The sequence below is a fragment of the Neobacillus niacini genome, from assembly GCF_048572935.1.
Taxonomy (GTDB): Bacteria; Bacillota; Bacilli; order Bacillales; family Cytobacillaceae; genus Neobacillus; species Neobacillus niacini.
In genome coordinates this window covers 2,247,501-2,273,802 of record NZ_CP183883.1, presented here as the reverse complement: position 1 = coordinate 2,273,802, position 26,302 = coordinate 2,247,501, and the positions used below count along the sequence as shown (strand labels likewise).

Sequence of the window (26,302 nt, the reverse complement as noted above, 5' to 3'; positions counted from 1 at the left end):
AGGCCGTCCAAATGAGTTTTTTAGCGATTAAAGATATCCATCACACTTATTTCACAAAAGCCTCTGCAACAACGGCCCTCTCGGAAATAAGTTTACAAATTGAGGAAGGTGAGTTTGTTTCCTTCCTCGGCCCTAGCGGCTGTGGGAAAACAACCTTGCTTTCCATCATTGCCGGGCTAATAAAGCCCACACAAGGAACCATTTTACTTGAAAAAAAACCAATAACGGGGCTAAAGAACCAAATCGGCTATATGCTTCAACAAGATTATTTATTCCCATGGAAAACAATCGAAGAAAATATCCTTCTTGGCCTAAAATTATCCAAACAATTGAATGAGAAAACCAAAAATGCAGCTTTAGATCTTTTAAATCAAATGGGATTAAGCGGAATAGAAAAACAATTGCCAAAGCAGCTTTCGGGCGGTATGAGGCAGCGTGCTGCTCTCGTAAGAACTCTGGCAACAGAGCCTAAGCTGCTTATGCTGGATGAACCATTTTCAGCATTAGATTATCAAACTAAGTTAAAGTTAGAGGATCTAGTATCAAACACACTCGATTCTTTTGGTAAAACAGCCATTCTGGTCACACATGATATTGGTGAAGCCATAGCGATGAGTGACCGAGTCGTACTCTTTTCACCAAGTCCCGGCAAGATTCATAGGATTTTTGACATGCCAGATGAACTAAGAAGCTTAACCCCTTTTCACGCTAGAAACCACGAAGCCTTTTCGGGTATCTTTCAAACAATATGGAAGGAGCTGGATTCACTTGAAACAGGAAAAAAATAGTGTGAACCTCCTCCATAAAAATTATTTACATTCCCTGAGCATTCAAAAAAGATGGGTACGTTTTTATCAAATTGTCATTTTCCTGCTCTTTTTTTCTAGTTGGGAAATCTCGAGTCAACAACGCTGGATAGACCCTCTGCTGTTCAGTTCCCCTTCGAAAATTTGGAAATTATTTCTCGAGAAAATACAAGATGGCTCCTTGATGTCCAATCTTGGTGTAACCTTAACAGAAACGATTTTTGGTTTCCTTTTAGGTACATTACTTGGAACCGTATTAGCAGCATTACTCTGGTGGTCGCCATTACTCTCAAAAATTGTTGACCCCTATCTCGTCATTCTAAACGCGATGCCCAAGGTGGCCTTAGGTCCCATATTAATCGTAGCCCTTGGACCTGGGTATCCTTCCATTATTGCAATGGGAGCCATTATCTCTGTGATTATTACCACTATTGTTGTTTATACTTCTTTTAAAGAAGTTGACCCAAACTATTTGAAAGTACTGCAAACATTTGGAGCCACACGTCTACAATGCTTTAAGGAAGCTATACTACCTGCCAGTTTTCCAACCATTATTTCAACCTTAAAGGTCAATGTTGGTTTATCATGGGTAGGTGTCATTGTTGGAGAATTTTTGGTTTCCTCAAGAGGACTAGGTTACTTTATTATTTATGGCTTCCAAGTCTTTAATTTCACCCTGGTCTTTTTATCCTTGCTGGTCATCGCCGTCGTTGCAACGATTATGTATCAGCTTGTCGAGCTATTGGAAAAAAAACTTATCAAGGAGTAGCGGCTTATCTAAATTTGTCGCTATTCTTTTTCGTTTTGAAGCTTATGGATATACTCCAAACATTCTGCTACCACTTCATCCTTCATGATAAAACTGTACTCTTTGCCAAACCGCAATTCTAACAGATCACCTTCTACTAATACAGGCCCACTTGTCTCGTAGTAGCTATTCATTTTATGTATCGATTTTATTTTCCCCGAAAATACAGCCTTTACAAAAGTATTTTTTTCATCTGTTACTCTATATTCAGCTATCTGTAAAAGTTCCTCCAAAGTAGCACCCGTCTCCTCATAAACTTCTCGGATAGCTGCTTCTTCGAGGGACTCTCCAGGTTCTACTTTGCCCCCCGGAAATTCCAATCCTCGAACACCATGCATTGTTAGTAACCAATCATTTAAATATCTACATATTACCAACACATGTTTCGCTTCCTGTTCAAAGGCATTGCTAGAAAATGATAACTCAACCTTATTCCCTAATTTATCTAAAAACTTTCTCACTATCCTCACCCCGTTGGACCTCTTATGTATTTATTATAATCGAAAAAAAGGAAAATCCTTATTAATAGGATTTCCCCTTTGACTCTACTTTGGTAATATATTCATCGTTTCAATATGATTTCTAGCTTCTTGGTCACCCAGTTTGTAAATCATCCCATACACTTGTTGGATTGTACTGTCATATGCGTCGTTTTCACGGTCATAATGATATTGAACATATGGAACATGGGCTCTAAAGAAATTTTGCCATTCTGTTGAATAATTTTGGTCAAATAACTCACGAAGCTGAGTAATTTCCTCATCATTTGCCTGAATTTTAAAACTCCAAGTAGATGCTGTTGCACTTCGCGATATTTCTCCATGCCCAACATCTATATAATAGGTCTTCTTTTGATCATCCATTATGTCATCCCCTTACTAATATTATTTAAAATTTCCCACAATCAAATAAAATTTATTCTTTTTCAAATTTCGACTCATTTTTTAGAAATGAATGAGGTATAATTGTCATAATATTAAGAAAATGCATTTTCACCATTTTTTCAAACTTTTGCTTCAGCCATAGAGGATATTTTTCATCATTAAGGGAATTGAATAAGTAAGGAAAAAATTTTAAAAATTCTTTGGAGGTGAAAGGAATGAGGTTAGTCGATGAATTATTTCAAATGTATCGAGACAAGCTGACAGGTGATGAAGAGGATATTGATATGTTAGCATTCGCCTTCTTAGAAGAAATGTCACATGAGGATCTTCTACACTTAATTAAAGAGATGGATAAGCAAGAATTATACGATTTAATGGGGCTTTATTTAATTGAAAGCTTAAAAGGTAAATTCGCTCAGGAAGAGTACGGTCAACGCACCCATACTTATTATCCAAGAAATATCCACTAATCATTACATACCATTCAAGTTCTGGAACTGTATAAAGCAGTTCCTTATTTTTGTTAAAAAGGAGTAAAAACATGCTAAAATATAGGAGAAGAAGGGGAGGAGAAAACATGTATACGATTTTCGTGGTAAGTATCATTATCATCATCGTGGTTTTGTTGCTTGCAGTTATCACTACGTCAAAGGCTTATAAATTTAAACATACAGTAGACTCACTTGAAGACAATCCTTATTTAAAAAACGAAAATGAAGAAAACAGGTCATAAAAAAATTCCTATTCATCACGAATAGGAATTTTTTATAGCTCTAACGCCTAAGCAAAAACTTGCTTTAAGTCTTCTTTACTTTGCTCAAGCCAAAAGCGCATCAAGCGTTTTGCACCTTCTAAATCATGAAGCTTTGCTTGTCCGCATTGTCTCTCATTTGCTGCTGGAATCTCAGTAATTTCCACTGCGGTCTTCATTGTATCTTCAAGAAGGTCAATGATTTCTTCAACAGTTGGCTCTCCGCTAACTACTAAATAGTAACCTGTTTGACAACCCATAGGTGAAATATCGATAATATCGAAATGATTGTATTTCTCTACGTGTGCTCGGAGATTAAATGCCAGCAGATGTTCCAGTGTATGAATGACATCAGGCTTCATGGCCTGTTTATTCGGCTGACAAAAACGTATATCGTATTTATTAACAATACCGTCGCTTCCTACTTTATGAACGCCGCAATGTCTAACATACGGTGCTTTAACGGCATTATGATCTAAATCAAAGCTTTCTACTGAAGGCATTATTCCCCACTCCTTTTTTACATCTAATTTGTATCTTACTATAAATTCCGAGTTTTTTCATCTACTTAGGCATAATTAACAATTTAGACGTTTTTTTCTATTTATGATATCTTTTAAGTAATTTGTTGAAGGGAGTCTCCCTATGTTTAAAAAGATTTTAATTTCTGTTATTCGATTTTATCAATTGGTTATTTCTCCTATTAAACCACCAAGCTGCCGTTTTTACCCCACATGTTCTCATTATGGGTTGGAGGCTGTTCAACGGTTTGGAGCTTTAAAAGGCGGTTGGCTTACATTAAAGAGAATTCTTAAATGTCATCCTTTTCATCCGGGCGGCATAGATCCGGTGCCAGAGAAAAAGGAGAACTAATCTTGGTAACCATCGACCACAAGGTCAAGTTTTCCTGTCTTAGGGTCAATGACTAACCCATGCACCGGCACACCTTCTGGCATTAAAGGATGGTTTTTTATTACTCCCACACTATGCTCCACGCTTTCTGTAACATTCTCAAATCCATGAAGCCAGTTTTTAATATCAATACCGGAATAAGTAAGAGTATCAAACGTTTCTTCTGCTACTCCACGGCTCAACATACTTTCGATAACCGGTTCAGCCTTTAATCCGCTCATCCCACAATCGTGATGGGCGATGACTAGCACTTCCTCTGCCTGCAGCTGATATACTGCGATAAGAATACTTCTCATAATACTTCCAAATGGATGAGAAACCAATGCCCCGGCATTTTTAATCGTTTTTATGTCACCGTTGCTTAAGTTCATTGCCTTTGGCAGCAATTCCAATAATCGTGTGTCCATACATGTTAGTATGACTGCTCGTTTATTTGGAAATTTTGTTGTTTCATACTTCTCATATTCACGGCTTTCTACAAATTTTTGGTTATAATCTAGAATTTCATTTAATAACGCCACAATTATCCCACCTTAATTTTGATTACTATAAGCATACATAAATACTAAAGAATGAAAAAATATTTTGCTTGCATTTACGGTGTTTTTTTTGTAAGATACATAAGGAAATCGGAATCGTTCCGTATTATACATTTTTTTATCACCTTAATACTAAAAAAATTTTCGAGTACAAATCGTAATAACTCCGGTTTATAAACATTTTTAAAGGAGCATATATGAGAAAAAATATTTTTTTACCCATTATTTTACTTATTACCATCATAGTCATAACTGCCTGCAGTCCTGAAAACGGAAAATTGGAAAAAAAGAAAGAGCAATTAACCATTTATTCCACCGTATTCCCTCTTCAATATTTTACGGAGCGTATCGGAGGAAAATACGTTAATGTCCATACAATTTATCCACCAGGAGCAGATGAGCATACATTTGAACCATCCCAGAAAGATATGATTAAACTGGCTGATTCAGATTTATTTTTCTACATTGGCTTAGGGTTAGAAGGCTTTGTAGAAAAAGCAAAGGGTTCATTAAAAAACGAAAACGTGTCGTTGATTCCAACCGCTGAGAGCTTGATTTTAGATCCCGCTGAAGAACATGAGGCACATGACGACCATGAGGATGACGGTCATGGAGATTTGAATCCCCATGTATGGCTTGACCCACTATATTCCAAAGAAATGGCTGCTGTCATTAGGGATTCTTTAACTGAAAAAATGCCTCAAAATAAAGAGACATTTAATCAAAATTATCAGAAGCTTGCAGATGAATTAGATCAATTAAATTCGGAATTTGCAACTACCATTCAAAACGCGAAACATAAAGAAATCCTTGTCACACATGCAGCATTTAGCTATTGGGAACAAAGATACGGTTTAGAAGAAATCAGTATTTCTGGTCTTTCTACAACAAACGAACCAACGCAGCGAGAGCTAGAAAAGATTATCTCACTCGCAGATGAACAGGGACTGCATTATATTCTGTTTGAACAAAACGTCCAATCTAAATTAGCACAAATTGTTCAGAAGGAAATTGGAGCTAAGGCATTACCTGTTCATAATCTAGGAATTTTAACCAAAGAAAACATTAAAGATAATGAAACTTATTTTTCTCTAATGGAACAGAATTTATCATCACTTAAAACTGCTTTAAACGATTAATTGGTTAGTTCCCTTTAACTTACAGGGATGAGCAGTTGTAAAAAATCAAAAGCTATTTTTGTATTACGAATATTCGACAAGGAGTGATACAAATGGCACAAGATGTATTATGCGAAGTTAACAATTGCTCTTTTTGGGCAAAGGGAAATAAATGCAGTGCAGATAGTATATATGTTGTCAGTCACAAAGGAAAAACAGCAGATAACAGTCAAGAAACCGATTGTAAAACATTCGAACCCTCAGATCTATAGAGCATAAACATAAAATTAAACCAGACTTTTTGTCTGGTTTAATTTTGTTAGAATTTAAATACCTTTTCTATTCGGGTGGTTTCCTTCAGCCTCTTTTCATTAATGCCGAACCCAATGCCTGGTGTATCTGGGACACTTACAAAACCATTTTTAACACTTACCTCAGGTGCAATAATATCTTCCTCCCAAAATCGATTTGAAGCAGAAATATCACCAGGGATTGTAAATCCAGGTAGTGAAGCAAGTGCTATGTTATGCGCACGGGATATACCGAATTCTATCATTCCGCCACACCAAACATCGATACCCCTTTTCAGGCAATAATCATGAATTCTTTTTGCTTCGTATAGACCTCCCACCCTTCCCGCTTTAATATTAATAATCTTACAACTGCCAAGTTCAATCGCATTTTTTGCGTCATGAAAGCTGACAATACTTTCGTCTAAACAGATTGGTGTATTTATACCTTTTTGAAGTAGTGAGTGTTCAATGATATCGTCACTGGCAAGCGGCTGCTCTATCATTAAAAGATTAAAGTCATCTAAAGCCTTCAATCTGTCCATATCATTCAAGGTATATGCAGAATTAGCGTCTGCCATAATAGGAAGTTCCGGATAATAACGGCGTATTTTTTCTAAGACAGTATAATCCTGACCAGGATGAATCTTAATCTTATATCTCTGGTATCCTTCTTCTACATATTTTTCAATTTGGTTGAGTGCACTTGGGAGTGAATCAGCAGCAATCACCACACCTGAAGCAATTTCACTTCTCGTTCCTCCAATGACCTTTGAGAGTGATGTTAAACTGGCTTTGGCATATAGATCCCAAATGGCCATTTCTAACCCAGCCTTAGCCATATGGTTTCTTCTGATGGACTGAAATAAAATCGCAGCGTCTTCAGGGTGTTTAATTAAATTTTTTTGGAGTAAAGGGATTAAAACATCACTCATAATATGTAAACTAGTCCTTACCGTCTCTTCTGTGTACCACGGTGTGGTAAAAGCGACACCCTCTCCATATCCGGAAATGCCATTCGAATCGATTACCTCTACAATAATCCCTTCACGCTCTGTAACCGTACCTAAGTGAGTGTGAAAAGGGGACTTCAATGGCATACTGATGACTCTAAGTTTAATTTGAGCTATTCTCATTTATGAATCCTGCCCTCATGAACCAATTCTGATAGCTTCCTGCGAAGAAGTTTTTTAGAAGCATTCCTCGGAAGTTTTTCCGTAAAATAGAATGATTTAGGTACTTTGTATTTCGCCAAGTTTTCTAAACAGTACCGTTTAAGTTCGTCCTCCGTAACATGTGCATTTATTTTGCGTACAATAAATGCAACGGGAACTTGTCCCCATGTTTCATCATTGAAGCCAGTAACACCCGCATCCACAACATCAGGATGAGCTAATAAAACAGATTCAATTTCTGCAGGATAAATGTTTTCCCCGCCCGAAATTATGAGGTCAGAACGCCGGTCAAGCACGTATAAAAAGCCTTCCTCATCCATAAAGCCGATGTCTCCTGTATGAAACCATCCTTGATTAAATTTTTCCTTTATGACGTCTGGACGATTTAAATAACCCAATGTCACATTTGGGCCTTTTACAATAATTTCACCAGCTTGTTTTGCCTGTGCTATTTTTCCATCCTCTAAAATAATCTCAATTTGTGAAGGAAATAATGGTTTACCCGCTGAACCAAGTTTTGTGATACTGTACTCGGGAGCTAATGTAACGATTTGAGACGCCGTCTCTGTCATGCCGTAGGATTGAAAAACAGGAACTTCTATTGCCTTACAAGCCTCTAGCAATGGTAACGGTGCAGGACCGCCTCCTAATAGCGCACAGCGGAAATGATTTGGCAGTTGTGAACCCGATAGTGCTTCCACCATCCGAAATAGCATCGTTCCAACCACAGACATAATCGTAACATGTTTGTTTTTAATATCATTAATGGCTTTATGCGCATCAAAGCTTTCATGGAGTATAATCGGCATTCCATATATAACACTTTTCATTAAAATGGAATAACCACTAATATGAAAAAGTGGAACGCTGCAAAGCCAGCGATCACGATCGGTATATCCCAAGTTAAGCGCAGAACCCACAGCACTCCACCAATGGTTCCCATATGTATGAAGGACACCTTTCGGATTTCCTGTTGTACCGGATGTATACATGACGGTACAGACATCATTTAAATTAATTTCTTCCTGTATATCTGGAGTTTCTGTAGCTGCTGCAAACAATTCGTCTTTTGTAAAAACCGGAACTTCTAATGCCTGTTTGATTTCGTAAAAATCATTTTCAAGAATTAACGAGGCTGCCCTTGAATCATTTAACTGCCATATCAATTCTTTTTTTGATAATCGATTATTTAAAATAACTGCCTTGGCTCCAATGAGCTGAAGTGCAAATAAAATCACAATGGTATCAAGATGATTTTTGAGTAATACCCCAATATATTGATCTTTTTTTACTCCTACACTCTTCAGCTTTCCAGCAGTTTGAGAGGATTTTTCATATAATTCTTTAAAAGATATTGCTGTTTCATTGAAATAAACTGCCGTCCTTTCAGGGGTGAGAAATGCCCTTTTTTTAAGAAAGTTTGGCATGGTTTCATGTTGCATTCATTTTCACCTACTTCAAGTTAGTTACCCTTTTCTAATTTCTAGCTAGGCTCTTCCGCTTTTCTATACAAAAACAGCCTGATGGAAACCATCAAGCTGCAACATTTTGAATCAAGGGAAACGCGGGAATTGACCAAAGTCAGGCTTACGTTTTTCTTTAAAAGCGTCTCGGCCTTCTTTGGCTTCTTCAGTTGTATAGTAAAGAAGTGTTGCATCACCAGCTAATTGCTGCAGTCCAGCTAAGCCATCTGTGTCTGCATTCATAGCAGCCTTTAAGAAACGAAGCGCTGTTGGACTTTTCTCAAGAATTTCATTACACCACTGAATTGTTTCCTCTTCCACTCTTTCAAGTGGAACAACCGTATTTACTAAGCCCATATCAAGTGCTTCCTGTGCATTATACTGACGGCATAGGTACCAAATTTCACGAGCCTTTTTATGACCGATTATTCTAGCAAGATAGCCTGAGCCATAACCAGCATCAAAGCTTCCAACATTCGGACCTGTTTGTCCAAAGACAGCATTATCTGCCGCAATCGTTAAATCACAAACTACGTGAAGGACGTGTCCGCCACCGATCGCATAACCCTTAACCATTGCAATAACTGGTTTCGGAATCACACGGATTAAACGTTGAAGATCAAGCACATTCAAACGAGGAATTTGGTCTTCACCCACATAGCCTCCATGTCCGCGTACCTTTTGGTCTCCACCTGAACAAAACGCTTTGTCTCCGGCACCTGTTAGTACGATTACTCCTACACTTGAATCATCACGTGCATAGGCAAAAGCATCAATTAATTCCATAACGGTTCTTGGTGTGAATGCATTATGTACATGGGGGCGATTAATCGTAATTTTTGCGATTCCGTTATATGTTTCATATAAAATTTCATCATAATTACGTCCTGCAATCCATTCTACTGTCAAAACGATCTTCCTCCTTTGTTTTAGTTCGACAAAAAGTCACTTACTATTGTACCAAATTTTTCTTTTGATTCCACATGAATTGCATGACCAGAATCATTAATGACAATCCATGTAGCTCTATTCATTTCCTCTGTCATTCTTTCAGCAATCTTACAAAACTTTTCATCCTTTTCTCCCGTTAACAATAACACTTCACAGCCTAGCAGGTCCAACTTTTCCCACCATGAGGCTTGAGAACCTGTTCCCATTCCTAATAAGCTATTCGCAAGGCCTTGTGCATTATTGGACAATCGCTGCTCTCTAATTGAATCTCTAATTGAGTTAGGCAGACTTCTCATAGTGGAAAAGAGAGGAATTGCTTCCCAATAGTTAACAAAGGACATGATCCCTTGGTCTTTAATAAAGTTTGCTAGTTCCTCGTCTTTCATACGGCGCAGGATTCTTTCTTCATCTGTTTTCAATCCAGGTGAAGCACTCTCTAAAATAACCTTTCTAACTCTTTCTGGATATAGTATTGCAAGAGTCAGTGCTAATCTGCCCCCCATTGAATATCCAAGCAGGTCAAATTTTTCAATTTCAAGCTGATCCAATAGGAGAATTAAGTCTTCAGCAGCAGATTCTATTTGATAGCGATTTAAATCTTCTGGTGAATCTGTTTTACCATGACCGATAATATCAGGTATGATTAATTTTGAATGCTTGCCCCAAACCTGACAAAAAGGTGTCCAAGTGGAGGAATCTCCAGTAAAGCCATGTAATAAAAGTAAAGGAAATCCTTCCCCGCAAACTTCGACTTGATACCTACTATCGTTAACCTCTATCTGCATTAGCGAACACCTTTGACAAAGTTTGATATTTCCTCGGAAACAATACGCCAAAATTCGCGGTGTTCTGTCAAATTACTATTTCGGTTCGTTACTACCTCATAGACATTTAATCCCTTGCCCTCGATGGATTCCTTCATAAGTTCCCCTAATTGTTCCCAATCTCGGACCCTTGTAAAGTTGCCATTGAACATTCGTACTGCATGCTCAAAGTCTAGGTTTAACGGAGTGCCAAATAAAAGTTCAAAATTCTTAGGATGCTGCGATTGCGGCAGGAAGGAGAATATTCCACCGCCATTGTTGTTGACAACAATAACCGTGATATCAATCCCATACAGCTTTGCTGTCACCAAACCATTTAAATCATGGAAAAATGTTAAGTCACCTAAGACAAGATATAAAGGTTGTGTGTATAATCCTGCACCTAATGCTGTTGATACGGTGCCATCAATGCCATTTGCTCCTCTATTCGCGATGACTTTTATTGATTTATGGTTATTGAGAAAGAAGCTATCCAAATCTCGAATGGGCATGCTGTTGCCAACAAACAATGTTGCCTCATCAGGAAGCATATCCGCTAATTGATAGAACAATCGACCTTCACTTAATTGCTGACTATCCTTTATTAACGCCATGTTTGCTTTTGTAAGATTATTAACTGCCCGCCACCTGTCCAAGAACTCAGGAGAAGTCCTTGTTTCACTAACAGCTAACATTTGCTCGCAAAAGATGGTTTCATTACAGTAAATCATTTCCGTTGATAGTGATGATGGATCACGCCAGCCTCCTGCTCCATCTATAACAAATTGTTCTGCTTGGTGGTTTTCCTTTAAGAAGATAGTAAGTGCTTTTGATAAAGGCATCGCCCCAAAGCGCAGAATTACATCGGGTTTCAAGTATTCCTTTGCGTCTTCATTTCTTAAAAATGTATCATAGGTTTCAACAATATTTTCGAGGTTATGTTGTCCACTTCTAAGTTGTGATAATGGATCCGCTAAAATTGGAAACTTTAACATGTCAGATAAGTCTGTGACAGCCTGAGCAAAACGGTCGTCAGCAATATTACCACAAACAATGATTCCATTGTTATATTCCTTAAGTTTCAATGAAATGTCCTTCATTTCATTCTCACCAATCGTTAAATCTCCATTTCGGACTTTGACATACCCCATTGGTCTCTCTTCTAACTGAAACATAGCTTCATCCAAGTTGGGTATCAGTGGTTCCCTAAACGGAAAATTCAAATGGACTGGACCCGCTGGAGCTTGGCTTGCAATCGCTGCCGCCCGTGCACCAACAGTACGGGCATAACGTATGATTTCAGTACTGCTTTCAGGCAATGCCATGTCTGCAAACCATTTGACATGATGACCATACAAATGGATTTGGTCAATTGCCTGGGGTGCACCTACTTCTCTTAGCTCATGAGGTCGGTCAGCAGTCAAGACAAGTAGCGGTACACGTGAATAGCGTGCTTCAATGATTGCCGGAAAATAGTTCGCAGCAGCCGTTCCGGAAGTACATAAAATTGCCACTGGCTTATTTGTTACTTTAGCGATTCCCAAAGCAAAGAAGGCAGCAGAACGTTCATCCACATGAATATGGGTACTTATCTCTTGATGCTCGGCCATTACCATTGCCATTGGGGTTGATCTTGACCCTGGACTGACGACGACATCCTTTATTCCTGTCTGTACTAACTCTGCTACAAATGCCGCTAAATAAGCTGTTAACGAGTCTTGTTGATTCATATTAATTTCCTCCAAGTGCGCGAAGCATCGGCCTAAATTTTAAGCTTGTTTCCAGGTATTCACTTTCTGAGTCAGAATTCGCAACAACACCGCAGCCAGCAAATAATGAAGCCTCTTTTCCTTGAATGAGACCAGAACGAATAGAAACAGAAAACTCGCCATTTCCTCGATAATCCACCCAGCCCAGCGGAGAAGCATAAAAACCACGGTCTAGCACTTCTACCTGCCTAATTTTTTCAACAGCTTCTTGTTTAGGAAGACCCCCTAAAGCAGGAGTTGGGTGTAGTCTCTCTACTAACAAAAGCAGCGAAGCATCCTTTTGGCATTTACCAATAACCGGTGTATAAAGATGTTGAATGTCCCGGATTTTCATTAATTGAGGCTTATCTGGAAGGATAATTTCCTCACATGATTCCTCTAATGCTTCCTTAATCATTTCAACCACAAATCCGTGTTCATTAAGGTTTTTCTGATCATTTAGTAATGTTTGCCCTAACTTATTGTCTTCTTCTTCGTTTTTACCGCGTCTAATCGAACCTGCCAGACAGGTTGAGAACACATTTTCCCCTTGTTTTTTCACAAGTCTTTCAGGTGTAGCACCAATAAAACAATCTCCGTTGGATTCAAAAGCAAAGATAAAGCTATCTCGTTGTTGATTGTATAAATTTTCAAGAATAACATCTGCTTTAACGGGATGATCAAAGAATAATCTTAATTCGCGTGCTAGTACTACCTTCTTCAGTGAACCGGTTTTCAAATCCTCTACCACATCATCCACAGTCTGTTTCCACTGCAGAGGTAAAATTTCTTTCATTTCGAGAAGTTTAGCTGGTATAAAGTCAGTATTTTCTTTTAGTGATGCAAGGAGCTGTGTTCGCTCCGTTATTACTTTTTCAAAAAGTGTATAATCATCATTTGGGGTACAAACAATATTCGTCGTTAAATACGTTTGTCCCTTAACAATTGTTAACATATATTTTGGAACATGAAATAGAGAATCAGCGTATTTAGACCACAGCGGTGTTTTTGCTTTAAGTGGATCAAAGGAAAAACCGCCAAACATCACAGGTCCTAACCCATTTTTATTGAATGGGTTAAAGATTAAACTATCGGTTAAAAATTTCTTCCACTCTTCTTCAACATGAAAAAAGCGGTCAGTAGCCTGATCCGACTGAATTTGTTTTGTTATGCCAATGCCAATAAGCACAACCTCTTCTGATGGGTCTTTCCAATAGAAACGTTCCCCAAGATAGCGCTCTCTTCCGACATTGAAAAAGGATATAGGATCAATTCTGTCCATTTTATGAACTTCGCTAATTAAAATGGGGCGACCTAGTTTTTGAGCAGACTGGACTGCCGATATCCCTCTGTCCTTCAATTCCGTTTCCTGAATGGTAACCAAAAAAATCCCTCCAAAACAGTCAAGTGACTGTCATCCATTCATTTTTATGCCTAATTAACATACTACCTTATTGTAAAGAAGTCAGTAATACTTGTCACTAAGTATACTCATGACTATCTTATTATATCTTAATTCCTTCCGCGCAGGGTTGTATTTGATTTACATTCGTTTATTTCATTTTCCCTCCAAAAACTCATTACTAACCAAGCAGGAATTATCTACTAAATTCACTAATAAAAAATAATTGACTGCAGTTGCCAAATTCCCTAAACTAAGGTTTGGACAATCTTTAGACAATAATCGTATAATTTAATGATTTTACTATAGATAATAGAAAAAATTTCATACAAGGGAGAGAAAACAATGCAGCCAAATTTACAGCATACGTCAAAGCCTGCTGTTGAATCGAATCGTGGTTTTCAGGTTTGGTGGCAAATGACCCGTCCTCATACGTTAACTGCTTCATTCGTCCCAGTTTTGTTAGGTACAGCACTTTCATTAACACATGGAGAGATACATTTCGGTCTTTTCTTTGCGATGTTAATCGCAAGTTTATTAATCCAAGCAGCTACTAATATGTTCAATGAGTATTATGATTATAAACGAGGACTCGACAATGAGCACTCCATCGGAATTGGCGGTTCAATTGTTCGTGATGGAATTAAGCCGAAAACGGTAATGCAAATCGCACTAAGCCTCTATGGAATTGCCTTATTGATTGGGGTATATATTTGTATGAGTACTAGCTGGTGGCTGGCAATTCTTGGGCTTGTTTGTATGGCAGTCGGCTATTTATATACAGGCGGGCCTTATCCAATTGCATATACACCATTTGGAGAGATTTTTGCAGGGTTCTTTATGGGTATGTTAATTATTTTAATTTCATTTTTCATACAAACTGGAACTGTAACAACCTACAGCGTCTTAATCTCAGTGCCTATTTTAGTTCTTGTTGGTGCGATTAATTTTTCTAATAACATTAGGGATTTAGAAGGCGATAAAGAAAATGGCCGCAAAACACTAGCCATTTTAATAGGAAAAAACAAAGCAGTAACCTTAATGGGTTATATGTTCGTTTTTTCATTTCTTTGGATAGCAGGTCTAATCATTACAAATGTTGCTCCCATTTGGACGCTGCTCGTAGTTCTTAGTATTCCTAAAGCAATGAAGGCAATTAAAGGTTTTAAAGCGGGTGTTTCTCCCATCCAAATGGCTCCTGCTATGAAAGCAACAGCACAAACCAATACAATCTTTGGCTTTTTACTAGCCATTGGGATTTTCCTTGGACACTTTGTTTCTTAATTGATAAAAGCATCTGCTATTTAACAGCAGATGCTTTTTATTATAGAGGCTTAATTCCCCAAATATGGTCCGCATACTCTTTGATTGTCCGATCGCTTGAAAAATAACCTGCGTGAGCAATATTAACTAGACACTTCTTTTGCCAGACTTGCTGGTCCCTAAAGGTCTCACCAATTAACTTTTGAGTGTCCGCATAGGAAGCAAAATCCTTTAGTACAAAGTATTGGTCATTTTCCTCCAGCAATGAGTCAAAAATCGGTTCAAATTCGTTATAAACACCAGGGAAAAATCCATTTACGAGCTGGTCAACAGCTTGGCGGATACGGCTGTCATGGTGATAATATTCAATCGATTGATAGCCTCCATGCTGGTAAAAGTGTAGGACCTCATCCGCAGAAAGTCCGAAGGTAAAGATGTTCTCATCTCCGACCAATTCATGAATTTCAATATTTGCCCCATCCATTGTTCCTACTGTAAGTGCCCCATTAATCATAAACTTCATGTTACCAGTACCAGAGGCTTCTTTACTCGCTGTAGAAATTTGTTCACTTAAATCAGCTGCCGGAAAGACTTTTTCTGCGAGCGAAACGCGATAATTTTCAAGAAAAACCACTTTCATTTTATCGCCTATAAATGGGTCATTGTTAACCTTTTCTGCTACCGTATTAATGAGCTTAATAATTTTCTTTGCATAGTAATAACCAGGCGACGCCTTGGCACCAAAAATGAATACTCTTGGAACCATAGAAAAACTAGAATCCTCTTTAATTCGATTATAAAGATACATGATATGTAATACCTTTAGAAGCTGTCTTTTATAGGCATGCAGGCGCTTTACTTGCACATCAAAGATAGCAGAGGAGTCCACAACAATCCCATTCTTACTCTGGATTACTTCAGAAAGTCGTTCCTTATTATCCCTTTTTATTTTCAATAGCTGTTCCATGAAGGATGAATCATGTTGATAGTTTAGCAATTGAATTAAGTCCGCAGGTGATTGAGTCCATGAAGAACCAATCGAATCAGTAATTAGGTTTGATAATTCTGGATTCCCTTTCAGCAGCCAGCGGCGATGGGCAATTCCATTCGTTTTATTATTAAATTTCTCTGGAAACAATTGATAAAATTGATTCATTTCACGAGTCTTTAGAATTTCTGTATGGAGCTTTGCAACCCCGTTAACACTAAAGCTCCCCACTATAGCTAAATGAGCCATTTTTACAAATCCATCAGCGATGATTGCGAGCCGTGCAATCTTATCCCAATCTCCTGTGTATTTATCCCACAAATCTCCGCAAAACCGTTCATTTATTTCTTCTACAATCATATAAATTCGTGGTAATAACGGCTGAAAAATCCGAATGGGCCATTTTTCCAATGCTTCAGATAAGGTCGTATGGTTTGTATAGGAAATCGTATGCCTTGTTATATACCAGGCAAGATCCCAATCAAATCCTTCCTCATCAATTAAGATTCTCATTAGTTCAGGGATTGCTAAAACTGGGTGGGTATCATTAATATGAATGCAGACATGTTGGTGAAGTTCCTTCAAGTTTCCGTGTTGCTTTCGATACGTTTTGATGATGGACTGAATACTTGCAGATACTAAAAAATATTGCTGCTTTAGCCGCAGTATTTTCCCTTCATCATGTGTATCATCCGGGTATAGGAATTCTGAGACTAATTCTGTTTCCCGTTTGTACTTTAAAATGTCTTCATGAATAGGGAATTGAGATGGCTCTGCATTCCATAATCTAAGTGTATTAACTGTTTCAGAGTTATATCCAATAACAGGCATATCATGTGGGACTGCAGTAACGGATTCTGCATTCAAATGTTGAAACACTAGACGGCCATTCTCTGTTCTTCCTTCCACCTTACCCCAAAAAGGTATTTTAACCGCTAAGTCAGCCTTGCGAACTTCCCAAACATTCCCGCTTCTGAGCCATTGCTCCGGAAGTTCGACTTGATATCCATCGACAATCTTCTGTTCAAATAGTCCATGTTTATAGCGGATTCCATGACCGTGTCCGGGGAGATTTAGGGAAGCAAGAGAGTCAAGAAAACAAGCGGCTAATCTACCTAAGCCGCCATTTCCCAATCCTGCATCACTTTCTAATTCCTCTAGGTTACTCAAATCGATACCAAGTTCTCTAAGACCAACTTGTACTGTTTCTTCGATTCCCAAATTAATTAGATTTTGCCTAAGGAGCTTTCCTAATAAATATTCTATTGAAAGATAATAGACTTGTTTTCCCTTTGCAGCAAGGTATCGTTCATTCGTTTTAATCCAATCATGGCTAACAAATTCACGAATCATAATACCAAGTGTTTGATAATGATCACGCTCTGAGCTTTCTGAAAAGCTCTTACCGCATACCATATTCAACCTCTTTAAAAAAGTATCCTTAAACTCTGTTGTATTAGAAAACATGGGTTTCACTCCTCGAGATCAGCTCTGCATACAGCTGATTATACTTAAATGCAGACTGGGCCCAGCTATTATCTTTTTTCATTGCTTTTTGAACGATTGTTTCCCACTCGGGATCATGATAAAAGCGTAATGCCCTTCTAATCGTATATAACATGTCATGGGCATTAAAATTCTTAAAAGAAAAACCATTTCCCTCATTGGTAGTTTCATTCCAAGATTGTACAGTATCATTTAGCCCGCCTGTTTCACGTACAATTGGCACCGCACCGTATCTCATAGCGATTAATTGACCAAGACCACATGGTTCAAATAAGGATGGCATTAGAAACAGGTCTGCCGCAGCATATAGCTTGTGAGCAAGTCCCTCACTAAAACCGATGTGAACCTTTAATTTATCTGGATAAGAGCTTGCTGCATGGCGTAAATACTCCTCATAAGCATAGTCCCCTGTCCCTAGAACCACCATTTGAATATCTTCATGAAGAATATCATTTAGAACACACTTAACGAGATCTAATCCCTTTTGTTTTGTCAGCCGAGTAATCATCACCATTAGCGGTGTATTCGGTTTTTGTGGCAGCCCAAAGAATTTTTGGACTTCACTTTTATTTATTGCTTTACCTTCAAGATTATTACTGTTGTACGTTTTATAGATTAGGGAATCATCGGCAGGATTATAGAATTTATCATCGATACCATTTACAATCCCAACAAGATCTTCTTCTCTTGTTCTTAAGAGACCGTCCAATTTCTCACCATATACAGGCGTTTGGATTTCTTGTTTATAGGTTGGGCTCACTGTTGTAATTTCGTCAGCTGCTACAAGAGCACCCTTCATGAAATTAATACAGCCAAAGAATTCTAAATTTTCAGGGTTAAATGCTCCCCAATCTAATCCCAGCAAGTCAGAAAGCGCCTCTCTTGGGAAAATCCCTTGAAATTGTAAATTATGGATAGTGAAAACCGTACGAATAAGTCCGTAGCCTTTTCGCTTGTAATACTCCATTCTTAATAAAAAAGGAATCATAGCTGTATGCCAATCATGGCAATGCAGTACATCTGGATAAAAATCAAGATGTTCCAGCGCTTCCAACACAGCTCGATTAAAATAAGCGAATCTCTCGCCATCATCATAATAGCCATAAAATCCTTCGCGTTTAAAATAATACTCATTATCAACAAAGTAATAGGTTACTCCCTCATAGGAAAGCTCTTCTATACCGCAATATTGATTTCTCCAGCCAACAGGTACAGTAAATTCTTTAATTTTTACCATATCCGCCTTAAATTCATCGGCAATAGTACCATATTTAGGCATGATAACTCTTACATCCGTACCAAGACTTTTTAATTCCTTAGGCAGGGAGCCTGCAACGTCTGCTAGCCCCCCAGATTTCGCAAATGGTCCACATTCTGATACTGCAAATAATACTTTCACGATTTCATCAGAGCTCCTTGTTTAGTTCCTTTCCGTACAACATAAGGATCCCTGGCAGTACCTGTTAGAATTGTACCCGCCTCTACCTTTACGTCTTTGTCTAAAATAACGGAATCCAGGTAGCAATTATCTTCAATTACACATTTTTGCATGATAATGCAATTCTTAATAACTGCCCCTTTACCAATTTTAACGCCCCTGGAGATAATACTATTTTCAACTGAGCCATTTATTAAGCAGCCATTCGCAATCATGGCATTTTGGACAGTTGAGCCCTTTAAATAACGTGTTGGCGGCTCATCTTTTACCTTTGTCAGGATGGGGTGTTCTTTTATAAACAATTGCTTCCAGACATCGGAATTTAATAAATTTAAACTAGTAGAAAAATAGTTTTGAATAGAGTTGATCATTACCGCATATCCGGAATATTCATAGCGGCAAATGGAGTAGAAATGTTCAGAGTCTAAAACGACATCTTTCATGCATGTATACCCAGTTTCATTTCTTGTTTCAATTAATTTAACAAGTAAAGAGGTTTTCACTAAATACATCTTCATAGGAGTCCCATTTTCATGGAATATTTCGGTAATATCACACCCTGAATGCATATGCCATTCTAACAATGGTGCAAAATCCATATTGAAAACGGTATAACAATTGGTAATTAAAGAGTACTCTTGAGAACTGCGGTAAAAGAAATCCAAGTTTGCTGCAAAGTTTTCAAAAGAACCAATTTTATTTATATCTGAATCAACCACGGGAGTTGGAAAAAAGAAAAGTCCATCACGTTTGCGATTTAAATCCCAATTCTTCCCCGATCCAAGGTGATCCATTAACGAACGATACATCATTTTAGGAAAGATGGCTACACTTTGAATTCCTGAATTCACCATATTAGAAAGTACAAAATCGATAATACGATAACGTCCTGCAAAAGGCAGGGCTGCGAGTGAGCGATGGGTCAAAAGCTCTTCTAAATCATCATGGTATGTGGTGGCGTCAATAACACCTAATAATTTTCTTTGCAATACAAGTCCCTCCCGTTTATTTAAAAGCAGGATATATCCCACTTAACATTTCTTCTGTAACAAGAATAATTTCATCATCAAATGAACGTATTACGGTTCCATCTGGAATAACAGCGTCACTTGGAACGATCGCTTTTTCAATCTTAACGTTCTCACCAATTACAGCATCTGGCATGATTACAGATTCCTTTATAATGGATCCTTTACCAACACTAACCCCTTGAAATAAAACAGAATTATCAATTTCCCCTTCAATGGTACAGCCTTCATTAATTAGTGACTCCTTAACTATTGCTTCAGGAGAGATATACTGAGGGGGTTGATTAGGATTGACAGAATAGATTCTCCAATCGTGATCAAATAGATCTAAATCACATTCGTCATTTAATAGATCCATATTTGCTTCCCAAAGACTCTTGACTGTACCAACATCTTTCCAATAGCCTTTAAAAGGATAGGCATATAACTTTTTATTTTCATCTAATAAAGTTGGAATGATGTCTTTACCAAAATCGTGGGAGGATTTACTATTTCTAGCGTCCATCTCAAGATATTCCTTCAGTATATTCCAGCTAAAAATATAAATGCCCATCGAAGCTAGATTATTCTTTGGCTCTGCTGGCTTCTCCTCAAACTCTGTTATTCTTAAATCCTCGTTTGTATTCATAATCCCAAAACGGCTTGCTTCCGCCCAAGGAACTTCAATTAAAGAAATCGTTACATCAGCTCGTTTTTCTATGTGATACTCAAGCATGCTTTCATAGTTCATTTTGTAAATATGATCACCTGAGAGAATTAATACATATTCAGGCTGGTATTGTTTTAAATAATTTAGGTTTTGATAAATAGCACTCGCAGTTCCGGTATACCATTTTACCTCAGAAGTCTCAGCATATGGAGGTAAAACCGTTACGCCCCCATCTTTTCGGTCAAGGTCCCAAGCACTGCCAATACCTATATACGAGTTTAATAGCAACGGTTGATATTGAGTTAAGACTCCGACTGTATCAATACCTGAATTAGCACAATTGCTTAATGGAAAATCAATGATTCTGTACTTTCCTCCAAAAGGAACAGCAGGCTTTGCCAAATCCTTCGTAAGTGAGTTAAGTCTGCTTCCTTTCCCTCCTGCCAATAGCATTGCCACGCACTTTTTCTTTCCCATTACCTTTTCTCTCCTTTCGTTTTTTCACCGGTCGAATGATCTGAAAGCCAAAAGGCGGTATCGTCACATTAACGGAATATGGTCTTCCATGAAATGGCTCTTCTTCAGCCATAAATGTTTTTTTATTAATAAAGCCAGCACCGCCAAAGTCTGCATCGTCACTATTAAATATTTCACGAAACTCGCCTTGAGCAGGTACACCAATCTTATATTCCGGATAGTGTATACCCGTAAAATTGCAAATAATAACCAAATAATCATTTTCGGCTTTTCCTTTTCGAATAAACGAGAAGACCGATTGGCTATAGTTATTACAATCAATCCATTCAAAACCTTCATGCATATGGTCTAGTTCATACATCGCTTTAGATCGTTTATAGAGTTTTGTTAATTGTTTAACATATTGATTTACATTCTGGTGCATTTCATAATCTAACAGGTTCCAATCTAACTGTTCTTTGTCTTTCCATTCTGCAAACTGACCCAGTTCAAATCCCATAAATAAAAGATTCTTTCCAGGATGAGCGAACATATATCCTAGAAGCATGCGCAGCTGTGCGAACTTTTCCCAATAATCACCCGGCATTTTATCTAACAGTGACTTTTTACCATGGACAACTTCATCATGTGAAAATGGGAGCATAAAGTTTTCTGAAAAGGCATAAAGAATCGAAAAAGTTACTTTCGTATGAACACTTGAGCGTGCAAATGGAGGAGTTTCCATATATTTTAAAATGTCATTCATCCAGCCCATATTCCATTTATAATCGAAGCCTAATCCACCATAATGGACCGGTGCAGTAACATTAGGGAAATCTGTTGAATCCTCTCCAATCATGACAAAAGTTGGATCGTACTGATGAACTTCTATATTCAATTTTTTTAGAAAGTCTATCCCAAATGGGTTTTCAAGGTTTTCAACTGAATTCGGCCAATATATGATGTTTGCAACGGCGTCCATCCTAAACCCATCAATATGGAAGTAATCTATCCAAAAGAATGCATTTGAGATGAGGAAACTTTGCACCTCTCCTTTTCCAAGGTCAAAGTTCGCTGTACCCCAAACATGATTTTCCCTGTCACTTTCTGTTTCGTAAGAATAAATATGTGAACCATCAAAACGGTATAAACCATGTGAATCCTTACAAAAGTGACCCGGCACCCAATCAAGTATTACGCCAATTCCATTCTGATGACATTGATCTACAAAGTACATGAAGTCCTTTGGTGTGCCGTAGCGGGAGGTTGCTGAAAAGTATCCAGTACCCTGATATCCCCAAGATCCGTCAAAGGGGTGCTCGATAAGAGGTAATAATTCAATATGTGTAAATCCATGTTCAAGCACATAAGGTATGAGTACTTCAGCCATTTCCTTATATGTTAAAAAATCACCATTCTCATGTTTTTTCCATGAACCAAAATGCACCTCATAAATGATCTGTGGTTCAGATAAGAAGTTTCTTTTTTGCTTTCGGTGCATCCAATGATTATCCTGCCAATCGTAATTTCTCAAAGAATAAACGATGGAAGCGGTATTTGGCCGCAGTTCAGAATAAAATGCATAAGGATCCGATTTTAAAAGTCTTTCATTTTGTGCTGTAATTATTTCATACTTATAGAGGCAGCCATTCAGGTCCTGATTAATGACAATAATCCATACACCTTCATTGTTTACCCTATGTAAATCGTAACCTTCTCCATTCCAGTTATTGAAATTTCCGACCAGCCTCACTTTGTTGGCGTTAGGAGCCCACACACAAAATCGCGTATATACTTTGTCTGATTCTTTAAAGACGTGTGCTCCGAACAGCTGGTGACTTTGAAAAAGGTTCCCCTCATGAAATAAATGCAACTGATAGTCTGTTGGATATAACGTATTCACTGCCATTATTAACCTCATCCTTGTGAAAATGTATTTCAAGGGTTAATTATAAGTGCAAATTACAAATAAGCCTTGTAAAACTTTTTTATCTTTTCTGACAATAAAATATACAGACCGTCATTTTCCTGTTTTTTTCAACACCTTTCGACAAGAATTGGCAAGAAATCCTTCATTAATCGACAAAAATATATAAAGTTTTTTTGGTTTTTTGAGTAAAAAATATTATTTGATTTATAAGAAACTTTGCCAAGTAAAAGTGCTAAATATGCAGCGAATGTAAGCGTTATCAAGGTTTTTCCTAGTAGCAAAGAAAAGAAAAATATTATCCTAAAATAGTAATTAACCATGGAAAATGCCTCCCTAGATGTAGAACAAGCTATTCGTATTTTAAAGGATTGTTTTGTTTTTTTTCTTATATAACACCGGGATTTGGGTAGGGCAAAATGTAGATGATTGGCACAATTAAATCTTAAGCAGCATGATATCTTACAGGTAAGGGAACGAGCAATTTGATTAAGGAGAGGTTTGGGCAATGAAGGCCATTGAGAACTAACAGGTTTAAGATCCTAGGCAGTAATACAAACAATAGAACAGATTGGCTCACATTATGGGATAACAGCACAGGACAGCCTTGAATCCTGCCTATATTACCAAGTGGATTTGATCACCTTTTATAAAGAGGTTTAAGCAATGGAGCAGAACAAATAGTAGAACAGATAGTGATAGAAAGAAACAGGCAGGATTTAATTCATCCTGATATCACAGTGGATCAAATGCTGTCTATCTTGGTATAAGAAATAAGTGAAGGTTCTACAGCACTGAATGAAGGAACTAACCTAGAAGAATAACTTATTCACAGTGCTGCCGTCATTTGTCTGATAAAAATAAGCACAAAAAAACTGATGATAAGTTTATCATCAGCCTTTTTGTATGACCCCTACGGGATTCGAACCCGTGTTACCGCCGTGAAAGGGCGGTGTCTTAACCGCTTGACCAAGGGGCCAAATAATTATGGCGGAGAAGGAGGGATTTGAACCCTCGCGCCGGTTACCCGACCTACACCCTTAGCAGGGGCGCCTCTTCAGCCTCTTGAGTACTTCCCCATAAAAATGGCTCCGCAGGTAGGACTCGAACCTACGACCGATCGGTTAACAGCCGATAGCTCTACCACTGAGCTACTGCGGAATAATAGAAAGTTAGTTTTCTTTCAAAAAAAATTCTAATAATTTTGCTTCGCAAAAAATTCTGGTGGGCCTAAATGGACTCGAACCATCGACCTCACGCTTATCAGGCGTGCGCTCTAACCAGCTGAGCTATAGGCCCATAAATTGGAGCGGGTGATGAGAATCGAACTCACAACATCAGCTTGGAAGGCTGAGGTTTTACCACTAAACTACACCCGCAGAAAATAAAATGATACATGGGGCGACTGATGGGAATCGAACCCACGAATGCCTGAACCACAATCAGGTGCGTTAACCACTTCGCCACAATCGCCATAATATTAGAATATTACATAAATGGTGGCTCAGGACGGAATCGAACCGCCGACACAAGGATTTTCAGTCCTTTGCTCTACCGACTGAGCTACTGAGCCACTTTATTTTGCCATCTCAATAAAAATGGCGGTCTGGACGGGACTCGAACCCGCGACCTCCTGCGTGACAGGCAGGCATTCTAACCAACTGAACTACCAGACCAAGGTTTTTTCAAGTGTTTTTCTTGAAAATAACTAACCTTAATTGCGGGGACAGGATTTGAACCTGCGACCTTCGGGTTATGAGCCCGACGAGCTACCAGACTGCTCCACCCCGCGACAATAAAAAGTGTTTCAATGCATTTTGTATCAATCTCAGAAAGCTTATTAAGCTACGGCTTGACTAATACAATTCGAGGTTAAATCATTGAAGTAACGCTCGTTGCTGAAGTAATAATATGGCGGAGGAAGAGGGATTCGAACCCCCGCGCGGTTTAACCCGCCTGTCGGTTTTCAAGACCGATCCCTTCAGCCGGACTTGGGTATTCCTCCATATTATAAAATTACTGGTGGACCTTGTAGGACTCGAACCTACGACCGGACGGTTATGAGCCGTCTGCTCTAACCAGCTGAGCTAAAGGTCCAAATTGAGGTATTTTTAGTTATTTTGCTGTGCAAAAAAACTTTTGTATTTTTACTTCATAAAAATACTTGGTAGCGGCGGAGGGGATCGAACCCCCGACCTTACGGGTATGAACCGTACGCTCTAGCCAGCTGAGCTACACCGCCAAATATAGAAAATAACCCTGAAAATAACTTGGTGGAGCCTAGCGGGATCGAACCGCTGACCTCCTGCGTGCAAAGCAGGCGCTCTCCCAGCTGAGCTAAGGCCCCAAATTATGTTTAAGAAGAATGGTCGGGAAGACAGGATTCGAACCTGCGACCCCTTGGTCCCAAACCAAGTGCTCTACCAAGCTGAGCTACTTCCCGTAAAATATGGCGCGCCCGAAAGGAGTCGAACCCATAACCTTCTGATCCGTAGTCAGACACTCTATCCAATTGAGCTACGGGCGCATTTCTTTACTAATCTGTTATTAAAATGGTGCCGAGGACCGGAATCGAACCGGTACGGTAGTCACCTACCGCAGGATTTTAAGTCCTGTGCGTCTGCCAGTTCCGCCACCCCGGCAACTTTCTTTGGAGCGGAAGACGGGATTCGAACCCGCGACCCCCACCTTGGCAAGGTGGTGTTCTACCACTGAACTACTTCCGCATTTAACGTTTTAATTATTAGGTAATATGGTGCGGGTGAAGGGAGTCGAACCCCCACGCCTTGCGGCGCCAGATCCTAAGTCTGGTGCGTCTGCCAATTCCGCCACACCCGCAAATTAAAATGGAAAGCTACTTTCACTATTGTGAAAAAACTTGGTGAGCCATGAAGGACTCGAACCTTCGACCCTCTGATTAAAAGTCAGATGCTCTACCAACTGAGCTAATGGCTCATATAATTGGTACTTATATGATAAGTAATATTCTTTGCTGCTGCCATTGAATAATCAAGGAAGTAAAGCATGGTGCCGGCGAGAGGACTTGAACCCCCAACCTACTGATTACAAGTCAGTTGCTCTACCAATTGAGCTACCCCGGCACATATGGAAAGTTATTTACTTTGCAAAAAACTTTGGTTATTTACTTCGCAAAAAACTTTGGTGGAGGATGACGGGATCGAACCGCCGACCCTCTGCTTGTAAGGCAGATGCTCTCCCAGCTGAGCTAATCCTCCATATAGTACAGCCTGGCAATGTCCTACTCTCACAGGGACGCTTGTCCCAACTACCATCGGCGCTGAGAAGCTTAACTTCCGTGTTCGGTATGGGAACGGGTGTGACCTTCTCGCCATTATTACCAGACTATTTTCTCAAAGACAAAATCTATTATAATGTC

The 26,302-nt window shown here is 38.7% G+C and carries 23 protein-coding genes, 21 tRNA genes and 1 rRNA gene; 8 read left to right on the top strand and 37 right to left on the bottom strand.

What is annotated here, in order from left to right; genetic code table 11:
* Nucleotides 1-11: 11 nt before the first annotated feature.
* Both ACN6MT_RS10815 and ACN6MT_RS10810 read left to right on the top strand, forming a co-directional pair.
* Nucleotides 12-788, top strand: coding sequence for an ABC transporter ATP-binding protein (locus ACN6MT_RS10815; protein WP_419955855.1), 777 nt, complete (start codon nt 12-14; stop codon nt 786-788).
* Entirely contained in the window at nt 769-1,575 is an 807-nt protein-coding gene (locus ACN6MT_RS10810) for an ABC transporter permease (protein WP_419955854.1), read from the top strand. The genes ACN6MT_RS10815 and ACN6MT_RS10810 overlap by 20 nt, the downstream gene beginning before the upstream one ends.
* Before the next feature lie 20 nt (nt 1,576-1,595).
* On the opposite strand, the gene ytkD is transcribed toward ACN6MT_RS10810, so the two are convergent.
* Nucleotides 1,596-2,075, bottom strand: a complete 480-nt coding sequence (gene ytkD, locus ACN6MT_RS10805) for an RNA deprotection pyrophosphohydrolase (RefSeq protein ID WP_419955853.1) — start codon at nt 2,073-2,075, stop codon at nt 1,596-1,598.
* Between the two features lie 84 nt (nt 2,076-2,159).
* The gene (locus ACN6MT_RS10800; RefSeq protein ID WP_063255252.1) at nt 2,160-2,477 is read right to left on the bottom strand and encodes a hypothetical protein; all 318 of its coding nucleotides are present in this window, start codon (nt 2,475-2,477) and stop codon (nt 2,160-2,162) included.
* A 236-nt stretch (nt 2,478-2,713) separates the two neighbouring features.
* On the opposite strand from ACN6MT_RS10800, the gene ACN6MT_RS10795 reads away from it, so the two are divergent.
* Both ACN6MT_RS10795 and ytzI read left to right on the top strand, forming a co-directional pair.
* Nucleotides 2,714-2,968: a DUF6154 family protein gene (locus tag ACN6MT_RS10795; RefSeq protein WP_063255254.1), complete on the top strand. Its 255-nt coding sequence runs from the start codon at nt 2,714-2,716 to the stop codon at nt 2,966-2,968.
* A 107-nt stretch (nt 2,969-3,075) separates the two neighbouring features.
* Nucleotides 3,076-3,231 (top strand): YtzI protein, encoded by a 156-nt coding sequence (gene ytzI, locus ACN6MT_RS10790; protein WP_082799675.1) that lies wholly within the window; start codon nt 3,076-3,078, stop codon nt 3,229-3,231.
* 47 nt (nt 3,232-3,278) lie between these two features.
* Here the strand turns inward: ytzI and ACN6MT_RS10785 are convergent, their stop codons facing one another.
* Nucleotides 3,279-3,752 carry an S-ribosylhomocysteine lyase gene (locus ACN6MT_RS10785; protein WP_063255256.1) on the bottom strand — a complete coding sequence of 158 codons (474 nt, stop codon included), beginning with the start codon at nt 3,750-3,752 and terminating at the stop codon, nt 3,279-3,281.
* Between the two features lie 142 nt (nt 3,753-3,894).
* Here ACN6MT_RS10785 and yidD point away from each other — a divergent pair, with 142 nt between their 5' ends.
* A complete protein-coding gene (yidD, locus tag ACN6MT_RS10780) occupies nt 3,895-4,122 on the top strand; it encodes a membrane protein insertion efficiency factor YidD (RefSeq protein WP_419955852.1) in 228 nt (75 codons plus the stop codon).
* Here yidD and ACN6MT_RS10775 read toward each other — a convergent pair.
* Nucleotides 4,119-4,682 carry a beta-class carbonic anhydrase gene (locus ACN6MT_RS10775; protein WP_419955851.1) on the bottom strand — a complete coding sequence of 188 codons (564 nt, stop codon included), beginning with the start codon at nt 4,680-4,682 and terminating at the stop codon, nt 4,119-4,121. The genes yidD and ACN6MT_RS10775 overlap by 4 nt on opposite strands.
* Nucleotides 4,683-4,897: 215 nt before the next feature.
* On the opposite strand from ACN6MT_RS10775, the gene ACN6MT_RS10770 reads away from it, so the two are divergent.
* Together ACN6MT_RS10770 and ACN6MT_RS10765 are read left to right on the top strand one after the other, a co-directional pair.
* Nucleotides 4,898-5,839 (top strand): metal ABC transporter solute-binding protein, Zn/Mn family, encoded by a 942-nt coding sequence (locus tag ACN6MT_RS10770; RefSeq protein ID WP_419955850.1) that lies wholly within the window; start codon nt 4,898-4,900, stop codon nt 5,837-5,839.
* A 92-nt stretch (nt 5,840-5,931) separates the two neighbouring features.
* Entirely contained in the window at nt 5,932-6,090 is a 159-nt protein-coding gene (locus tag ACN6MT_RS10765) for a DUF1540 domain-containing protein (RefSeq protein ID WP_082799676.1), read from the top strand.
* A gap of 47 nt (nt 6,091-6,137) precedes the next feature.
* On the opposite strand, the gene menC is transcribed toward ACN6MT_RS10765, so the two are convergent.
* From menC to ACN6MT_RS10735, 6 genes are all read right to left on the bottom strand, one after another.
* Nucleotides 6,138-7,244, bottom strand: coding sequence for an o-succinylbenzoate synthase (gene menC / locus ACN6MT_RS10760; protein ID WP_419955849.1), 1,107 nt, complete (start codon nt 7,242-7,244; stop codon nt 6,138-6,140).
* Nucleotides 7,241-8,725: an o-succinylbenzoate--CoA ligase gene (locus ACN6MT_RS10755; RefSeq protein ID WP_419955848.1), complete on the bottom strand. Its 1,485-nt coding sequence runs from the start codon at nt 8,723-8,725 to the stop codon at nt 7,241-7,243. Before ACN6MT_RS10755 ends, menC begins: the two co-directional genes overlap by 4 nt.
* Nucleotides 8,726-8,836: 111 nt before the next feature.
* A complete protein-coding gene (gene menB, locus ACN6MT_RS10750; RefSeq protein WP_419955847.1) occupies nt 8,837-9,655 on the bottom strand; it encodes a 1,4-dihydroxy-2-naphthoyl-CoA synthase in 819 nt (272 codons plus the stop codon).
* Nucleotides 9,656-9,675: 20 nt separating this feature from the next.
* On the bottom strand, nt 9,676-10,482 hold the full coding sequence (gene menH, locus ACN6MT_RS10745; RefSeq protein ID WP_419955846.1) for a 2-succinyl-6-hydroxy-2,4-cyclohexadiene-1-carboxylate synthase: 807 nt from the start codon (nt 10,480-10,482) through the stop codon (nt 9,676-9,678).
* Nucleotides 10,482-12,230 carry a 2-succinyl-5-enolpyruvyl-6-hydroxy-3-cyclohexene-1-carboxylic-acid synthase gene (gene menD / locus ACN6MT_RS10740; protein WP_419955845.1) on the bottom strand — a complete coding sequence of 583 codons (1,749 nt, stop codon included), beginning with the start codon at nt 12,228-12,230 and terminating at the stop codon, nt 10,482-10,484. Before menD ends, menH begins: the two co-directional genes overlap by 1 nt.
* Before the next feature lies 1 nt (nt 12,231).
* On the bottom strand, nt 12,232-13,632 hold the full coding sequence (locus ACN6MT_RS10735) for an isochorismate synthase (RefSeq protein ID WP_419955844.1): 1,401 nt from the start codon (nt 13,630-13,632) through the stop codon (nt 12,232-12,234).
* Between the two features lie 363 nt (nt 13,633-13,995).
* On the opposite strand from ACN6MT_RS10735, the gene ACN6MT_RS10730 reads away from it, so the two are divergent.
* A complete protein-coding gene (locus tag ACN6MT_RS10730) occupies nt 13,996-14,934 on the top strand; it encodes a 1,4-dihydroxy-2-naphthoate polyprenyltransferase (RefSeq protein ID WP_419955843.1) in 939 nt (312 codons plus the stop codon).
* A 40-nt stretch (nt 14,935-14,974) separates the two neighbouring features.
* Here the strand turns inward: ACN6MT_RS10730 and ACN6MT_RS10725 are convergent, their stop codons facing one another.
* The 27 genes from ACN6MT_RS10725 to rrf form a co-directional block, all read right to left on the bottom strand.
* On the bottom strand, nt 14,975-17,368 hold the full coding sequence (locus ACN6MT_RS10725) for a glycogen/starch/alpha-glucan phosphorylase (RefSeq protein WP_419955842.1): 2,394 nt from the start codon (nt 17,366-17,368) through the stop codon (nt 14,975-14,977).
* On the bottom strand, nt 17,358-18,806 hold the full coding sequence (gene glgA, locus ACN6MT_RS10720) for a glycogen synthase GlgA (RefSeq protein WP_419955841.1): 1,449 nt from the start codon (nt 18,804-18,806) through the stop codon (nt 17,358-17,360). The genes ACN6MT_RS10725 and glgA overlap by 11 nt, the downstream gene beginning before the upstream one ends.
* The gene (locus ACN6MT_RS10715; protein WP_419955840.1) at nt 18,803-19,834 is read right to left on the bottom strand and encodes a sugar phosphate nucleotidyltransferase; all 1,032 of its coding nucleotides are present in this window, start codon (nt 19,832-19,834) and stop codon (nt 18,803-18,805) included. Before ACN6MT_RS10715 ends, glgA begins: the two co-directional genes overlap by 4 nt.
* 16 nt (nt 19,835-19,850) lie before the next feature.
* Nucleotides 19,851-20,999, bottom strand: a complete 1,149-nt coding sequence (locus ACN6MT_RS10710; protein WP_419955839.1) for a glucose-1-phosphate adenylyltransferase — start codon at nt 20,997-20,999, stop codon at nt 19,851-19,853.
* A complete protein-coding gene (gene glgB / locus ACN6MT_RS10705) occupies nt 20,941-22,887 on the bottom strand; it encodes a 1,4-alpha-glucan branching protein GlgB (RefSeq protein ID WP_419955838.1) in 1,947 nt (648 codons plus the stop codon). Before glgB ends, ACN6MT_RS10710 begins: the two co-directional genes overlap by 59 nt.
* 925 nt (nt 22,888-23,812) lie before the next feature.
* Nucleotides 23,813-23,884, bottom strand: a tRNA-Glu gene (locus ACN6MT_RS10700).
* 9 nt (nt 23,885-23,893) lie between these two features.
* Nucleotides 23,894-23,984 (bottom strand) — tRNA-Ser (locus ACN6MT_RS10695).
* 7 nt (nt 23,985-23,991) lie between these two features.
* Nucleotides 23,992-24,066: transfer RNA gene (locus tag ACN6MT_RS10690), tRNA-Asn, on the bottom strand.
* Between the two features lie 61 nt (nt 24,067-24,127).
* Nucleotides 24,128-24,204: transfer RNA gene (locus tag ACN6MT_RS10685), tRNA-Ile, on the bottom strand.
* Nucleotides 24,205-24,210: 6 nt separating this feature from the next.
* Nucleotides 24,211-24,284, bottom strand: a tRNA-Gly gene (locus tag ACN6MT_RS10680).
* 18 nt (nt 24,285-24,302) lie between these two features.
* Nucleotides 24,303-24,378: transfer RNA gene (locus ACN6MT_RS10675), tRNA-His, on the bottom strand.
* Nucleotides 24,379-24,402: 24 nt separating this feature from the next.
* Nucleotides 24,403-24,478 (bottom strand) — tRNA-Phe (locus ACN6MT_RS10670).
* 26 nt (nt 24,479-24,504) lie between these two features.
* A tRNA-Asp gene (locus ACN6MT_RS10665) sits at nt 24,505-24,581 on the bottom strand.
* Between the two features lie 42 nt (nt 24,582-24,623).
* Nucleotides 24,624-24,697: transfer RNA gene (locus tag ACN6MT_RS10660), tRNA-Met, on the bottom strand.
* A 120-nt stretch (nt 24,698-24,817) separates the two neighbouring features.
* Nucleotides 24,818-24,910: transfer RNA gene (locus ACN6MT_RS10655), tRNA-Ser, on the bottom strand.
* 15 nt (nt 24,911-24,925) lie between these two features.
* Nucleotides 24,926-25,002, bottom strand: a tRNA-Ile gene (locus ACN6MT_RS10650).
* Nucleotides 25,003-25,070: 68 nt separating this feature from the next.
* Nucleotides 25,071-25,147 (bottom strand) — tRNA-Met (locus ACN6MT_RS10645).
* Between the two features lie 29 nt (nt 25,148-25,176).
* Nucleotides 25,177-25,252 (bottom strand) — tRNA-Ala (locus ACN6MT_RS10640).
* Nucleotides 25,253-25,271: 19 nt separating this feature from the next.
* A tRNA-Pro gene (locus ACN6MT_RS10635) sits at nt 25,272-25,348 on the bottom strand.
* Nucleotides 25,349-25,355: 7 nt separating this feature from the next.
* Nucleotides 25,356-25,432 (bottom strand) — tRNA-Arg (locus ACN6MT_RS10630).
* 26 nt (nt 25,433-25,458) lie between these two features.
* Nucleotides 25,459-25,547 (bottom strand) — tRNA-Leu (locus ACN6MT_RS10625).
* Between the two features lie 9 nt (nt 25,548-25,556).
* Nucleotides 25,557-25,631, bottom strand: a tRNA-Gly gene (locus ACN6MT_RS10620).
* 27 nt (nt 25,632-25,658) lie between these two features.
* Nucleotides 25,659-25,743: transfer RNA gene (locus ACN6MT_RS10615), tRNA-Leu, on the bottom strand.
* Nucleotides 25,744-25,784: 41 nt separating this feature from the next.
* Nucleotides 25,785-25,860 (bottom strand) — tRNA-Lys (locus ACN6MT_RS10610).
* Between the two features lie 70 nt (nt 25,861-25,930).
* A tRNA-Thr gene (locus ACN6MT_RS10605) sits at nt 25,931-26,006 on the bottom strand.
* Nucleotides 26,007-26,065: 59 nt separating this feature from the next.
* Nucleotides 26,066-26,141 (bottom strand) — tRNA-Val (locus ACN6MT_RS10600).
* A 10-nt stretch (nt 26,142-26,151) separates the two neighbouring features.
* Nucleotides 26,152-26,268, bottom strand: a 5S ribosomal RNA gene (rrf, locus tag ACN6MT_RS10595).
* Nucleotides 26,269-26,302 lie beyond the last annotated feature (34 nt).

Coding starts and splice junctions, on each gene's coding strand:
- ACN6MT_RS10815 (WP_419955855.1), top strand. CDS start 12: ATGAGTTTTTTAGCGATTAAAGATATCCATCACACTTATTTCACAAAA.
- ACN6MT_RS10800 (WP_063255252.1), bottom strand. CDS start 2,477: ATGGATGATCAAAAGAAGACCTATTATATAGATGTTGGGCATGGAGAA.
- ACN6MT_RS10795 (WP_063255254.1), top strand. CDS start 2,714: ATGAGGTTAGTCGATGAATTATTTCAAATGTATCGAGACAAGCTGACA.
- ytzI (WP_082799675.1), top strand. CDS start 3,076: ATGTATACGATTTTCGTGGTAAGTATCATTATCATCATCGTGGTTTTG.
- ACN6MT_RS10785 (WP_063255256.1), bottom strand. CDS start 3,752: ATGCCTTCAGTAGAAAGCTTTGATTTAGATCATAATGCCGTTAAAGCA.
- yidD (WP_419955852.1), top strand. CDS start 3,895: ATGTTTAAAAAGATTTTAATTTCTGTTATTCGATTTTATCAATTGGTT.
- ACN6MT_RS10770 (WP_419955850.1), top strand. CDS start 4,898: ATGAGAAAAAATATTTTTTTACCCATTATTTTACTTATTACCATCATA.
- ACN6MT_RS10765 (WP_082799676.1), top strand. CDS start 5,932: ATGGCACAAGATGTATTATGCGAAGTTAACAATTGCTCTTTTTGGGCA.
- menC (WP_419955849.1), bottom strand. CDS start 7,244: ATGAGAATAGCTCAAATTAAACTTAGAGTCATCAGTATGCCATTGAAG.
- ACN6MT_RS10755 (WP_419955848.1), bottom strand. CDS start 8,725: ATGCAACATGAAACCATGCCAAACTTTCTTAAAAAAAGGGCATTTCTC.
- menH (WP_419955846.1), bottom strand. CDS start 10,482: ATGCAGATAGAGGTTAACGATAGTAGGTATCAAGTCGAAGTTTGCGGG.
- menD (WP_419955845.1), bottom strand. CDS start 12,230: ATGAATCAACAAGACTCGTTAACAGCTTATTTAGCGGCATTTGTAGCA.
- ACN6MT_RS10730 (WP_419955843.1), top strand. CDS start 13,996: ATGCAGCCAAATTTACAGCATACGTCAAAGCCTGCTGTTGAATCGAAT.
- ACN6MT_RS10725 (WP_419955842.1), bottom strand. CDS start 17,368: ATGTTTTCTAATACAACAGAGTTTAAGGATACTTTTTTAAAGAGGTTG.
- ACN6MT_RS10710 (WP_419955839.1), bottom strand. CDS start 20,999: ATGGGAAAGAAAAAGTGCGTGGCAATGCTATTGGCAGGAGGGAAAGGA.
- glgB (WP_419955838.1), bottom strand. CDS start 22,887: ATGGCAGTGAATACGTTATATCCAACAGACTATCAGTTGCATTTATTT.